Raw genomic sequence first — 13,254 nt, 5'->3', positions numbered from 1 at the left:
CACCTACCGGTAACGCCAATTAACTTTGGCTATATAGGGTATCGCGTAAATAAAGAGTCAGGCCAGTTTACTCATTAGCGCTTTGGTGACCGGTACCGGAAGGAACGGCGTGATATCTCCCCCATGGCGCGCCACTTCCTTCACCAATGAGGAAGAGATAAACGACCATTTTTCTGATGGCATCAGGAACACACTTTCCAGTTTTGGCATCAGGTGACGGTTCATATTGGCCAGTTGCCATTCATACTCAAAGTCTGATACTGAGCGTAAGCCTCGTACCAAAATATTAGCATCGTGTTTTCTGGCGAACTCAGCCATCAGTTCACTGAATCCTAAAACCTCTACATTCTTCAAAGGTGCGGTCACTTCTTTGGCCAATGCCACGCGTTCTGCCAGTGTAAACATCGGTTTTTTGCTGGAACTGTCGGCAATAGCCAGGATGACATGGCTGAACATGGCAGCGGCACGTGTCACTAAGTCCAAATGCCCATTGGTTATGGGATCAAATGTCCCCGGATAGATGGCTTTGGTGGTCATGAGTTCTCGCTTTTCTGATATTGGTGGCTCAATGCCCACAGAGCCGCATATTTATTAAAGGTATATTGCGCGTTTACGACTGCCAGCAATAGCCCTTGTTTACCATCGAGGAAACCTGCACGTAATAACCATGTTTTACAGAAAGCCCCAAGAGTATGGCTGAGAATAGAGAAGTAGCTGCAACTCTTACCTTGCTGATGGCGCTGAGTGGCCCACGCCTTTGCATAACTCAGTTGTTTACGTTGAAAAGCAAAGAAATCACGGCAAGTTAGATGCAATAAATCACCGCTCAACGGGATAACTTTTGCTGAGCCGCTATTGAGCGATTCATGCACCAAATTATCGTTATATTGGAACTGATGATGCGGATATAACCGGGTTACTCGATCTGGATACCAGCCACTGTGGCGCATAAAACGGCCTAAAAACAGGTTCCGCCGTGCACAGCTATAAACCGCGCCTTTCTCCGGTGCGATAAGTACCGCTTCAATAGCCGCTTTAAGCTCAGGGGTTACTCGTTCATCGGCATCCAGCATCAGAATATAATCACCACTGGCATACTGTTGAGCTAATTGCCGCTGTTTACCATAACCCGGCCATTGCTCGTTACAGTAGACTTTAGCGCCATATTGCTGAGCCAGCGCGATGGTTTCATCTTCACTGCCTGAATCCAATACCACTATTTCATCAGCCCAGCTCACTGATGCCAGGCAATCCGCCAGCAATGAGGCTTCATTCTTGGCAATCATCACCACTGACAGGCGTTTTCTTGCACTCATTTAGTGGCTCCGTTGCGGCAGATAAGGCTCCAGCAAGTGTAATAGCCGCTGTAGTGCACCTTGGTTTTCATGCAACACATCAACTGCATGGCGACCATAATAGAGGCGGCAATCTTCATCTGTTAGCAGCACGGTGATTTCTTTTACCAGCGATAGGGTATCTGTTACGGTTATCAACCCTTCAGCCTGTTCCAGCTTGGCACAGATGTCTTTAAAGTTAAATGTATGTGGCCCCATCAACACCGGAATGGCATGGGCCGCGGCTTCCAATGGATTATGACCACCACGTTCAACCAGGCTTCCACCGACAAAGGCCAGATCGGCAATACCATATAGCAGCATCAGTTCACCCATGGTATCGCCAATCACAACCTGTGTACTGCCAGAAGGGATTTCACCTTTGCTACGTAAGGTATAACTCAGCCCTGCTTTCTGTGTCAGTTCAACCGCTTTCGGGAAACGTTCGGGATGACGAGGTACCAAAATCAACAATAATGTCGGGAAGTGTTGCAGCAATTGGCTGTGAGCCTCCAGCAAAATGGCTTCTTCGCCGTCATGAGTACTGGTTGCAATCCACACCGGGCGATGCGGTGCCCATTGGCGGCGTAATGTTACGGCTCTGGCTGCTAATTCAGGGGTGACGGAAATATCAAATTTCAGGCTGCCCGTTACCGTCAACTGAGAACGTCTTAGGCCCAGTTCGATGAAACGGTCGCCATCTTCTTGATTTTGTGCAGCAATCAGTGTGATGCGTTGCAGCATATTACGGATAAAACTACCGATTTTCTTATAGCCAGCGGCAGAACGGGCAGAAAGACGTGCATTGGCAATCACCAGTGGGATCTTGCGACGATGCAGCGCATTGATAAGATTCGGCCACAGTTCTGTTTCCATGATAATGACCAGCTTAGGATTGACCTGATCAAGAAAACGGTTCACCGAGCCGGGGAGGTCGTAAGGCAGATAAACGTGGTGAACATCTTTACCAAACGCAGATTGGACACGCTCAGAACCGGTAGGTGTCATGGTGGTCACGGTAATGGGCAGTGATGGGTAGCGGTGACGTAATGCCCTGACTAAAGGGATCGCGGCCAGTGTTTCACCGACTGAAACTGAATGCAGCATGATACCGCCAGCGACAACTTTACCGGCACAAAAACCATAGCGTTCCCCCCAACGCTTGCGATAAGCGGGGGCTTTACGGCTACGTAACAGCAACCGCAGCCAAATCAAAGGTTGAATAAGGTAGAGCAGTACCTGATATAAACGCAGCAACATTCTATCAATTTCATTAATATGGATTATTAAGAATAATACCATATTTGAGCAAGAAAGGCTCTTTTCAACTGGGCCAGCCTGATAGCCGGAGTAGGGCCAGACTATTCATAAAAAAGAATATAATTTTTAACAAATTTCAGTAATTGGGCAGCGATAAAATTGATTTTGCGTGCTTAAAGATGAGAGTGATTATCATTATTTCTTGTTGCGCTTAAATGTATAGCCATAGATACCAGTAAGTTATTATTTGGTGATATTTTTATCTGGAAATATGCCTATTTTTGGCGGTATATCGCTATTTATTGAAGCCTCTACTTTGATGGAATGATATTTAGTAATTAATGGTGTGACCGATAAATTGGTGAGCCGTTATTCGGAGGATATCAGTGAGTCGCGTTATTAATTATTTAAATAATTAATTAGAAATTCTTAACAGTCAGGTGTTGATGTTAATTGAAGCTATGTATTAGCCGCCATCTCTTGTTGGATAATAGGTTAGAAAGATAATCAGACAACCCATAACAAGCGAATCTGATAATTACCAGAGTCGCTTGTTATTACATGATAAATACTGGCAGATAGAATTCCTGGCATGAATAAATCACGGAAAACAAACAATAGTCGCTTATGAAATCAGTGCTTCCAATCGCGCCATAATAGTTTCAGCCGTAATAGTATCCATGCTTTTTTGTTCGGAAATCACCGCAATCTGGTTTTTCCCGTAGCCACCAATTAACCCAGGGTCAGTTGGACCGAACAGGGTAATATTGGGGCGATCCAACGCTGCGGTTAGGTGGCTGAGGCCGGTATCAACGGAAACGACGGCTTTTGCACCCGCCAGAACCTCTGCCACCTGCTGGAGGCTGAGTTTAGGCAAGACCTCAACATGCGGAAAATGCTCCGCTAATCGTAACGCGCGTTGATACTCATGTTCCGCCCCCCATGGTAACTTGATTTTTAAACCGGTGGGTGCAACCAGCTCGATCAATTGCAGCCAATGGCTTTCAGGCCAGTGCTTGCTGTCTCTGGTTGTTGCGTGCAGAAAAACCAAATACTGGCCAGCATCGCTGGGTAATTGGCTTAAAAAGCGCTGCGCGATAGCATAATCGCCATAGCTGTCTGGTTTGTCATAGCCAAGGCTTTTGGCAAACAGTTGGCGTATGCGCTCAACAGCATGTTGTTTAGTATCAATCTCATGACGGCAGTTATAAAACCAACTGGCAAAGGGTTCGCGGGCACTTTTGCAATCTGGGCCATGTCTAACCCCTTTGGCGATACGGGTAATCAGTGCGGCACTTTTAATTAGCCCCTGAGCATCAATCACCACATCATAACGGCGCTGCTGCACAACACGTTTAAAATCACAGCGTTCCTGCCGGGTATCACTACCAAACCAATTCTTACGCCAACGGCGGATGGCAACCGGAATCACTCGATCCACCGCCGGGTGCCAACTGGGTATTTGGCTGAACCCTTCCTCTACCACCCAATCAAAGCGAATCTCTGGCATAGCATTCATCGCATCGGTCAGTGCGGGCAACGTGTGTAAAACGTCGCCCATTGAAGAGGTTTTAACGATCAATACATGCATTAATCGGCCTCACTGACAGTGCTTTGGCGAGCCGATAATTGTTTCTCAAGGGCCGCCATCACTTGTTCTGGCTGGATATCAATCAAACTCTGATGATAGCCTTGCGCGCTATCGCCTTTGCGCACTTTGTGATAGCCGGTAATGAGGCGAATGACCGTAGCTTTATCGGACAGTGGTGGGGTGAAATCCGGGCTGCTTGGGCCATATAAGGCCACTAATGGCTTATTTAATGCAGCAGCAACATGCATTAAACCGGAGTCATTACTGACTACCGCACTACAGGCTGCAATCAATACCACCGCTTGTTCCAGCGAGGTTTGCCCCGCCAGATTGAGGCAGAATTCGCGGGAATTTTCGCCCAAAGTCTGGCAGATCTCTTCACCGGCTTCGTTATCTTTAGCTGAACCTAATAAGACGACCTGATAGCCAGTATCAATCAGTTTCTGGGCCAGCGTAGCATAGTGATAATGTGGCCAGCGTTTTGCCGGACCAAACTCAGCGCCTGGGCAGAAACCCACGATTGGCCGGTTATCAGTCAAATTGAATGACGCAGTAATCTCGGCAATTTCTTCATCCCGAACCTGCAATTGCGGCCATAGCAAAGGTTGCGGTAAATCGTCGGCTGAATGGATTTTTTCTTTATCATAGGCCAGTGCGACATAGCGCTGAACCATCATAGGGAAGGCTTGTTTATCCAAGATACGCATATCATTGAGCAAGAAGTAGCGCATTTCGCCACGCCAGCCAATGCGTTGCTTAATCCCTGAAAAATAAGGTATCAGGGCGGATTTAAATGAGTTTGGCAGCACATAGGCACGGTCATAGCCGGTTTCACGTAAGGCTAAACCCAAGCGACGACGTTCATCAAAAGCAAAAGCCCCATGGCCTAAGGGCATGGGGATTGCATGACGCACTTCTGGCATTCTGGCCAAAAGCGGACGGCACCACGCAGGTGCCATCACATCAATATCTGCTGCCGGATATTCGGCCTTCAGGGTACGGTAAAGACTTTGCGACATCATCATATCGCCAACCCAAGAAGGGCCGATGACCAGTATTTTCATACCGTTTATCAATTCCTTGCAGCAAGTAATTTAGACTGAGCGATTGAGCCAGGCCAGGTATTCGTTGACGCCTTCAGCGACGGTTTTGAACGGCTTGTCGTAACCCGCAGCACGTAACTTGGTGAGGTCAGCTTGGGTGTATGCCTGATAACGACCTTTCAGTTTTTCAGGGAATTCAATGTATTCCACAGGTCCACTGTGGTGGAAGTCTACTACCGCATCGGCAACAGCCTGGAAAGATTCTGCGCGACCGGTACCACAGTTGAAAATGCCGGAGACATTGTTTTGCCAGAACCACAGGTTAACGTCAGCCACATCACCCACATAGATGAAATCGCGTTTGAAGTTTTCACTGCCGGAGAAGAGTTTAGGATTCTCACCCGCATTGATCTGGTTATTCAGGTGGAAGGCAACGCTTGCCATGCTGCCTTTGTGCCCTTCGCGTGGGCCATAAACGTTGAAATAACGGAAACCACAAATTTGCGAATCAGCTTGCGGCAGAATCTCGCGCACATACTGATCAAACAAGAATTTGGAATAACCATAAACGTTAAGTGGTTGTTCGTACTGACGATCTTCGATGAAATTATCGGTACGCCCACCGTAAGTGGCAGCAGAAGAGGCATATAAAAACGGAATGCCGCGATCCAGACAGAAGTGCAGGATATCTTTAGAGTATTGATAGTTGTTATCCATCATGTACTTGCCATCCCACTCGGTGGTGGAAGAACAGGCACCCTCATGGAAAATAGCATCAATATCACCCATGTCATCACCGGCAACGATACTGGCGACAAAATCTTCTTTATCCATGTAATCAGCGATATCCAGATCAACCAAATTGACGAATTTAGTGCCGTCTTTCAAGTTATCAACAACCAGAATATCTTTATAACCGATATTATTCAGTGCCTTAACGATATTGCTGCCAATGAAACCGGCGCCGCCAGTGACGATAATCATCAGGTTCACCCTTGCTAATCTTCTTGGTCGGGCACAATGCCCCACACTCTAGTTGGCGTTATCATAACATTTCATAGGATAGCGCACAGCCGCAAGGGGCTTAATCTCACGGTTTCTATGCGCTTTAGGATTGTTCACCGTGATATGTACTGCATTTTTTATAATATAAGACAAGGTTCCTCGTCAGTTCACTCACTAATCAGTAAAATGTACTGTGAAATTGCCCATCTTGGAGATAACTGAATGTCCCAGCCATTTAATCGACACCCTTTTTATCAGCAATTAGAACAACAACTCATAACTACCCGTGCTGAAGGGTTGTATAAAAACGAGCGAATTATCACCACCGCCCAGCAAGCAGACATTGCTGTAGCTGATGGAAGCCGTGTTATTAATTTCTGCGCCAATAACTATTTGGGCCTGGCCAACCACCCAAGGTTGATCGCAGCCGCTAAGCAAGGCATGGATACTCATGGTTTTGGTATGGCGTCGGTTCGTTTTATTTGTGGTACCCAAGACACACATAAAGAGTTAGAGCAGAAGCTAGCCAGTTTCCTCGGTATGGAAGATGCCATTCTTTACTCTTCTTGTTTTGATGCTAACGGCGGTTTGTTTGAAACCCTGCTGGGGCCAGAAGATGCCATTATTTCTGATGCGCTGAATCATGCTTCAATCATTGATGGTGTACGGTTATGTAAAGCCAAGCGCTACCGTTATGCCAATAACGATATGAGCGAACTGGAAGTCCAACTCAAACAAGCCAAAGCAGATGGTGCGCGTCATATTATGATTGCCACTGACGGTGTGTTCTCCATGGATGGTGTCATTGCCAACCTGAAAGGTGTTTGTGATTTGGCGGATGAGTATCAGGCATTAGTGATGGTCGATGACTCCCATGCTGTGGGTTTTGTGGGGGCTAATGGTCGTGGCACTCATGAATACTGCGAAGTAATGGATCGCGTTGATATTATCACAGGTACTTTGGGTAAAGCACTGGGTGGGGCGTCAGGCGGTTATACCGCTGGCCGCAAAGAAGTGGTTGAGTGGTTGCGCCAGCGTTCACGGCCTTATTTGTTCTCAAATTCATTGGCTCCAGCAATAGTAGCGGCTTCTATTGAAGTGTTATCGCTATTGGAAGACGGCGCTGAACTGCGTGATCGCTTATGGTCGAATGCGCGTTTATTCCGCGAGAAAATGAGTGCTGCCGGATTCACATTGGCTGGCGCTGATCATGCCATCATTCCTGTCATGCTCGGTGATGCGGCACTTGCGCAAAAATTTGCCAATGCCTTGCTGAAAGAGGGTATTTACGTTACCGGCTTCTTCTATCCAGTGGTACCGAAAGGCCAGGCGCGGATCCGTACCCAAATGTCGGCGGATCATACGACAGAGCAAGTCGAGCGGGCTATTGAAGCCTTTGTGCGTATCGGCAAACAACTTAACGTTATTGCGTAAGGAATGTTCATGAAAGCATTGTCTAAACTGAAGGCCGAAGAAGGTATCTGGATGACCGATGTGCCGCCACCAGAGCTGGGGCACAACGATATCATGATCAAAATTCGCAAAACCGCTATCTGTGGTACCGATGTGCATATTTATAATTGGGATGAATGGTCGCAAAAAACGATCCCCGTCCCAATGGTGGTTGGCCACGAATATGTTGGTGAAGTTGTCGCCATTGGTCAGGAAGTGAAAGGCTTTAATATTGGTGATCGGGTGTCTGGCGAGGGTCATATTACCTGCGGTCATTGCCGTAATTGCCGTGGTGGTCGTACTCATTTGTGCCGTAATACCGTGGGGGTTGGGGTTAACCGCCCTGGTTCTTTTGCTGAGTATTTGGTCATTCCTGCCTTCAATGCGTTCAAAATTCCAGACAATATTTCTGATGAGCTAGCCGCTATTTTTGACCCCTTCGGTAATGCGGTGCATACCGCGTTATCCTTTGATTTAGTGGGTGAAGATGTGCTGGTTTCCGGTGCTGGCCCGATTGGTATCATGGCTGCAGCCGTGTGTAAGCATGTTGGCGCTCGCCATGTTGTTATCACTGATGTGAATGAATATCGCCTGGATCTGGCGCGTAAAATGGGTGTAACCCGTGCCGTTAACGTTAGTAAAGAGAATCTGACGGATGTGATGGCTGAACTGGGCATGACTGAAGGGTTTGATGTCGGTCTGGAAATGTCAGGTGCGCCACCGGCGTTCCGTTCATTACTTAACTCAATGAATCATGGTGGGCGTATCGCAATGCTGGGGATACCTCCCTCTGATATGTCTATCGACTGGAATCAGGTGATCTTCAAAGGGCTGTTTATCAAAGGGATATATGGCCGTGAAATGTTTGAAACCTGGTACAAAATGGCAGCACTAATTCAATCTGGCTTGGATTTAACCCCGATAATCACTCATCGTTTCTCTATTGATGAGTTCCAGCAAGGGTTTGATGCGATGCGTTCGGGTAAGTCGGGTAAGGTGGTTTTAAGCTGGGACTAAAATATTCCCTTCGGCCTTGAAGTTGCAGGGGTGTTGGCTGCGCGCGTTACTCGGCCCATCCATGGGCCTCGCCTCTGCGAGGCCGCTGCAAGCAGCGTTCAAATCTGCTCCCGACAGATTTGTTACCCGAATCACTTACTTGTAGTTGACCTTACATGAATAAGCTCATCGGGATGAGTTTGCTGGCCGCCTACCTGCACCTCCAATGACTTTGGGAATTCCCTTCGGCCTTGAAGCTGCAGGATTGAGAGCGGGGCAGTCAGGTGATGATTGCCCCGTTTTATTAAGGCTTATCCGCTTTCGGTTTATCGCCGTCTTGGTTATTCGATTTTGGTTTATCCACCGGAATAACTGGCGCTACTGGCGGGAAGTATTGCTGCCAATGCCGCTGAACAAAGACCACCGCAGGGCTTTGCATCAAGCTCTCACCTATGATGCTAAACATCCTGTCTGCGTAGATTTTCTCCGCTACATAGCCCTCTTTCGCTTTGCATTGCTTGATAGCTTTCAGGCGATCGCCTTGGGTTGAGCCAGGTAGTTTGGTTTTACCCGACAACATGCCGCCACTGTTATTTTGCGTATTGTTTTGTACCGGCTCATTGAGAAGTGCACTTGGCCGGACTAATACGATATCAGCAGGTAACTGAGGCAACATTTGTTGCAACACTTTAATGGTGGCCGGATGGGGGTGCCCGATAGCAATAGCCGAACCATTACGACGAGCCAGTTCTACCGCACGGTTAAACTGTTGGCGGATCGCCGCTTCATTTTGTGAGTCATCCAAAAAGACTTTGCGCTTAATGACCTTAACCTGAGTCCCCTCTGCGGCACGGCTCGCTTGGCTATTACCGATGGTCACGCTATCGAGGAAATAGAGCTGATAGTGGTCCAGCTCCCGCATCACTTTCTGCATGCCGGAGAAACTGGAGGTCATTGCGCTGCCCATATGGTTATTCATGCCCTTGGCATAGGGGACATTATTCACCGCCTGGCGCATGATGCGCTGAATCTCTTCGCTGCTCATTGATGGCTGTAATGTATCGCGCTCCAGCGGTTGTTTGCTTAGGGGAGCCATCGGCAAATGAATCAGTATTTCGCGCCCTTGATTATGGGCTTTGACGGCCATCTCTCTGGCATAAGGCGCATTCGGCAGGATAGCCACTGAAATAGGCAATGGCATCTGTAAAATCTTGTTTTCGTTCTGGGGGCGATAACCAAAGTCATCAATCACAATAGAAAGTTTGCCCGCCTGTGCGGCGTTAGCGATGAGTAGGGCGGTTACAATGATAAATCGGCGTGTGTTGAAATAGTGCAATACAAGTTCCCTAACGTTGTTCGCTATCGTCCTAACCAAGGTTGTGGGTTAACTGCTTGTCCTTGACGGCGGATTTCGAAATAGAGTGATGGTTCACCCTGGCCGCCACTGGTACCCACAAGGGCGATCGGTTGGCCAGCTTTCACCTGAGCACCCACATTGACTAGTGCACTCTGATTGTAGCCATACAAACTCATATCCCCTCTACCATGCTCGATAACCACAACCAAACCATAGCCTTGCAGCCAGTCAGCCAATAAGACACGGCCATCGGCGATCGCTTTTACTTCACTGCCTTCTGGTGCAGAGATAACCATGCCTTTCCAGCGTAGTTCACCTTGTAAGGCTTCACCGAAACGATGAGTTACATTACCACGGACCGGCCAGACAGCTTGCCCATCCGGGCGACCAAGGCCGCCAGTGCGTGCCATTAATGAGCGCTCACTTTCACTTGGTTTGTAGCTAGAACCGGTTTTCTTGGCTTGTTGTTCTTTAACTTTTATCTGTTCGCGTACCCGAGCGGCTTCTTTGGCCTCTCGTTCGGCGCGAGCTTTCGCTTCTCGCTCTGCTTTGGCTATTTGATCACGCAAGCGGGTTTCGTTTAGTTTTAACTCAGCCAGGCCTTGCTGATCTTTTTCCAGTGAAGCTTCCAGCGAGGTCAGGGTTTTCTTGCGTGCGGTACGTGCTTGTTCCAGTTTTTGCTGCTGAGTTTTCTGCTCATTCAACACGGTTTTTTGCTGATTTTGCTTTTGCTCCAGCGTTTTTTTCTCGGCAGAGAGATGGGTACGAGTCTGTTTCAGCTCTTCAATAGATTGCTGTCGTGCTTCATTGAGGTAACTGAAATAAGCCAGAATACGCTCACTGCGCTGGCTCTCTTCGCCACTTAAAATAAGCTGTAAACCACTGTGTTGGCCCTGTTTAAAGGCAGCATCAAGTTGTTTAGACAGAATATTTTGTTGCTGGGATTGTTTACTCTCGAGTTTCTCAATCGAGGAGGTGAGACGGGATATTTCTTGGTCCAACTCAGTCAGGGTACCTTGGGTGTCACGCAGGCTGCGGCTGGCCTGAGCAATGGTATTTTCCTGTTGTTTCAACTGATCCAGCAATGAACTGCGTTGCTGCTTTTGTTGCTGAACACTTTTTTCTTTTTCGGCAATATCCTGCTGAATGGTCTTCAACTGGTCTTTGCTCTGTGCAGTTTTTGCTGTAGCGGGGGCATCTGCTGCCGTGCCGGATAATGGCAATAGCAATACGCCAGCGCAAAAAACGCTGGCGTACAGTGCTGACCACGGGCGACGCACCAACTGACCGGACAGCCGAGAAACTATATCTCGGCTGGTGGTAATGGCATCTTCCGTAACCATTAATTTTGCAAATGACGCCTTTTCCTTCATAACGAAGGATTATTCCACGATGAACAGCGGCTTACCAGTCATCTCTTGCGGGATTTCCATTTCCATCAGTGACAACATGGTTGGTGCGATATCTGAAAGTTTGCCACCTTCCACCGCTTTAACCCCTTTATTGCCGACATAAATCAGTGGCACTGGCAGGCTGGTATGGGCGGTATGGGCCTGACCGGTTGCCGGGTCGCGCATCTGCTCAGCGTTGCCGTGGTCGGCGGTGATAAGCAATTGGCCATCGGCGGCTTTTACGGCAGCAACCACTTGTTCAATACAATTATCCAGTGTTTCTACTGCTTTCACCGCAGCATCGTAATCACCGGTATGACCAACCATATCGCCGTTCGGATAGTTACAAATTATCACATCATATTTGCCACTGCCGATAGCGCCGACTAGTTTCTCAGTCAGTTCTGCTGAACTCATTTCCGGTTGCAGGTCATAAGTGGCAACTTTCGGTGAGTTGATCAGGATACGGTCTTCGCCTTTAAATGGTTCTTCAACGCCGCCGTTATAGAAGAAAGTGACGTGAGCATACTTTTCAGTTTCGGAAATACGTAACTGGGTTTTGTCATGCTTCATCAGCCACTCACCGAAGGTATTCTGTAGTGATGCTGGTGGGTAAGCGCAGGCCACTTTAATATCCGCTGCATATTCGGTCAGCATAACGAAATCGCCGAAATTAACTACTTTATCGCGTTTGAAACCGTCAAAATCGGCATTAACAAAGCTGCGGGTGATTTGACGGGCGCGGTCAGCGCGGAAGTTCATGAAGATCAGCGCGTCGCCATCGTTCATCGCCGCATCGGCTTCGCCAGCCGCCTGAATGACAGTTGGTCGGACAAATTCATCGTTTTCATCACGGGCATAAGCTGCTTGCAAACCTGCGACGGCGTTATCGACGGTGAATTCACCTTTTGCCTGAGTCAGCAAATCGTAAGCCAGTTGTACGCGATCCCAGCGGTTATCACGGTCCATCGCATAGTAACGACCAATAATAGAAGCGATGCGACCTTTACCCAGCGCGGCAAATTTCTCAGTGAATCGTTTCAGTGAAGATTCCGCACTGCGCGGCGGAGTGTCACGTCCATCGAGGAATGCGTGCAGATAAATAGCCGTCGCACCACGTTTGGCGGCCAGTTCAACCATCGCCAGAATGTGGTCTTCGTGGCTGTGTACACCACCGGCAGATAACAGACCCATAATGTGGACCGCTTTGCCTGCTTTAACCGCTTTATCAATCGCTGCTGTTAAGGTTGAGTTAGTGAAAAAGTCGCCGTCTTTGATCTCTTTGTCGAGACGGGTCAAGTCCTGATAAACAATGCGACCAGCTCCCAGGTTGACGTGGCCCACTTCAGAGTTACCCATTTGCCCATCTGGCAGGCCAACATCCAGACCGGACGCGGCAATTAAAGTATGAGGCTGTTGCTGCCATAAACGGTCCATAACCGGCGTTTTAGCATTCAGAATGGCATTATCCTGCTGCTCTTCGCGGTGACCATAGCCATCAAGAATAGTCAGTACCAGTGGTTTTTTAGTGCTCGACATTGCATAACCTCTTTCTTATAAGTCCAAGTGTCAAATAGCAGCGAACATCCAACGATATGCGCGGCTATGTACACTCGGCTATTTACGTTAACGTATTTACACCGCCAGAACGAAGGCGGTAATTTACTACAAAACCGGTTAAAAATAGCCCAAAGAGATCAACATTGGCGTGGGGTTTTGCGTAATTGTCATCATTTAGACGACAAAAGTTTCCGAAATGGCTCGCAGTTTCTGCAATAGCACTTGCATATTGGCTGTATTTGCCGCAACGCGCAGGTATACTCTG

The 13,254-nt window shown here is 48.1% G+C and carries 11 protein-coding genes; 2 read left to right on the top strand and 9 right to left on the bottom strand.

The features are described from left to right. Positions 1-57: 57 nt before the first annotated feature. The 6 genes from coaD to rfaD form a co-directional block, all read right to left on the bottom strand. A complete protein-coding gene (gene coaD, locus V1953_RS20880) occupies positions 58-537 on the bottom strand; it encodes a pantetheine-phosphate adenylyltransferase (RefSeq protein ID WP_083161716.1) in 480 nt (159 codons plus the stop codon). Further along, entirely contained in the window at positions 534-1,316 is a 783-nt protein-coding gene (locus V1953_RS20875) for a glycosyltransferase family 2 protein (protein WP_442851261.1), read from the bottom strand. Before V1953_RS20875 ends, coaD begins: the two co-directional genes overlap by 4 nt. Further along, positions 1,317-2,594, bottom strand: coding sequence for a lipid IV(A) 3-deoxy-D-manno-octulosonic acid transferase (gene waaA, locus V1953_RS20870; RefSeq protein WP_442821389.1), 1,278 nt, complete (start codon positions 2,592-2,594; stop codon positions 1,317-1,319). 625 nt (positions 2,595-3,219) lie between these two features. Further along, complete coding sequence (gene rfaC / locus V1953_RS20865; RefSeq protein ID WP_083161720.1) at positions 3,220-4,185, bottom strand: lipopolysaccharide heptosyltransferase RfaC; 966 nt, start codon at positions 4,183-4,185, stop codon at positions 3,220-3,222. After that, entirely contained in the window at positions 4,185-5,249 is a 1,065-nt protein-coding gene (rfaF, locus tag V1953_RS20860; RefSeq protein WP_442851260.1) for an ADP-heptose--LPS heptosyltransferase RfaF, read from the bottom strand. Before rfaF ends, rfaC begins: the two co-directional genes overlap by 1 nt. 30 nt (positions 5,250-5,279) lie before the next feature. After that, the gene (gene rfaD, locus V1953_RS20855) at positions 5,280-6,212 is read right to left on the bottom strand and encodes an ADP-glyceromanno-heptose 6-epimerase (RefSeq protein WP_083161724.1); all 933 of its coding nucleotides are present in this window, start codon (positions 6,210-6,212) and stop codon (positions 5,280-5,282) included. Positions 6,213-6,455: 243 nt separating this feature from the next. Here rfaD and kbl point away from each other — a divergent pair, with 243 nt between their 5' ends. Continuing rightward, complete coding sequence (kbl, locus tag V1953_RS20850) at positions 6,456-7,667, top strand: glycine C-acetyltransferase (RefSeq protein WP_083161726.1); 1,212 nt, start codon at positions 6,456-6,458, stop codon at positions 7,665-7,667. Positions 7,668-7,676: 9 nt separating this feature from the next. After that, complete coding sequence (gene tdh, locus V1953_RS20845; protein ID WP_083161728.1) at positions 7,677-8,702, top strand: L-threonine 3-dehydrogenase; 1,026 nt, start codon at positions 7,677-7,679, stop codon at positions 8,700-8,702. 283 nt (positions 8,703-8,985) lie between these two features. Here tdh and V1953_RS20840 read toward each other — a convergent pair whose 3' ends face one another. Genes V1953_RS20840 through gpmM form a run of 3 tightly spaced genes read right to left on the bottom strand, consistent with a single transcriptional unit; the run spans position 8,986 to position 12,968 of the window. Further along, positions 8,986-10,017, bottom strand: a complete 1,032-nt coding sequence (locus V1953_RS20840) for a divergent polysaccharide deacetylase family protein (RefSeq protein ID WP_442821388.1) — start codon at positions 10,015-10,017, stop codon at positions 8,986-8,988. 23 nt (positions 10,018-10,040) lie between these two features. After that, the gene (envC, locus tag V1953_RS20835) at positions 10,041-11,411 is read right to left on the bottom strand and encodes a murein hydrolase activator EnvC (protein WP_442851259.1); all 1,371 of its coding nucleotides are present in this window, start codon (positions 11,409-11,411) and stop codon (positions 10,041-10,043) included. 9 nt (positions 11,412-11,420) lie between these two features. After that, the gene (gpmM, locus tag V1953_RS20830) at positions 11,421-12,968 is read right to left on the bottom strand and encodes a 2,3-bisphosphoglycerate-independent phosphoglycerate mutase (RefSeq protein WP_083161736.1); all 1,548 of its coding nucleotides are present in this window, start codon (positions 12,966-12,968) and stop codon (positions 11,421-11,423) included. Between the last annotated feature and the right edge of the window lie 286 nt (positions 12,969-13,254).

Source organism: Yersinia sp. 2541 StPb PI (assembly GCF_052217145.1).
GTDB classification, from domain to species: Bacteria; Pseudomonadota; Gammaproteobacteria; order Enterobacterales; family Enterobacteriaceae; genus Yersinia; species Yersinia enterocolitica_E.
Note: the sequence above shows the minus strand (reverse complement) of the source record. Positions and strands in the feature narration are given on the sequence as shown.

Coding starts and splice junctions, on each gene's coding strand:
- coaD (WP_083161716.1), bottom strand. CDS start 537: ATGACCACCAAAGCCATCTATCCGGGGACATTTGATCCCATAACCAAT.
- V1953_RS20875 (WP_442851261.1), bottom strand. CDS start 1,316: ATGAGTGCAAGAAAACGCCTGTCAGTGGTGATGATTGCCAAGAATGAA.
- waaA (WP_442821389.1), bottom strand. CDS start 2,594: ATGTTGCTGCGTTTATATCAGGTACTGCTCTACCTTATTCAACCTTTG.
- rfaC (WP_083161720.1), bottom strand. CDS start 4,185: ATGCATGTATTGATCGTTAAAACCTCTTCAATGGGCGACGTTTTACAC.
- rfaF (WP_442851260.1), bottom strand. CDS start 5,249: ATGAAAATACTGGTCATCGGCCCTTCTTGGGTTGGCGATATGATGATG.
- rfaD (WP_083161724.1), bottom strand. CDS start 6,212: ATGATTATCGTCACTGGCGGCGCCGGTTTCATTGGCAGCAATATCGTT.
- kbl (WP_083161726.1), top strand. CDS start 6,456: ATGTCCCAGCCATTTAATCGACACCCTTTTTATCAGCAATTAGAACAA.
- tdh (WP_083161728.1), top strand. CDS start 7,677: ATGAAAGCATTGTCTAAACTGAAGGCCGAAGAAGGTATCTGGATGACC.
- envC (WP_442851259.1), bottom strand. CDS start 11,411: ATGAAGGAAAAGGCGTCATTTGCAAAATTAATGGTTACGGAAGATGCC.
- gpmM (WP_083161736.1), bottom strand. CDS start 12,968: ATGTCGAGCACTAAAAAACCACTGGTACTGACTATTCTTGATGGCTAT.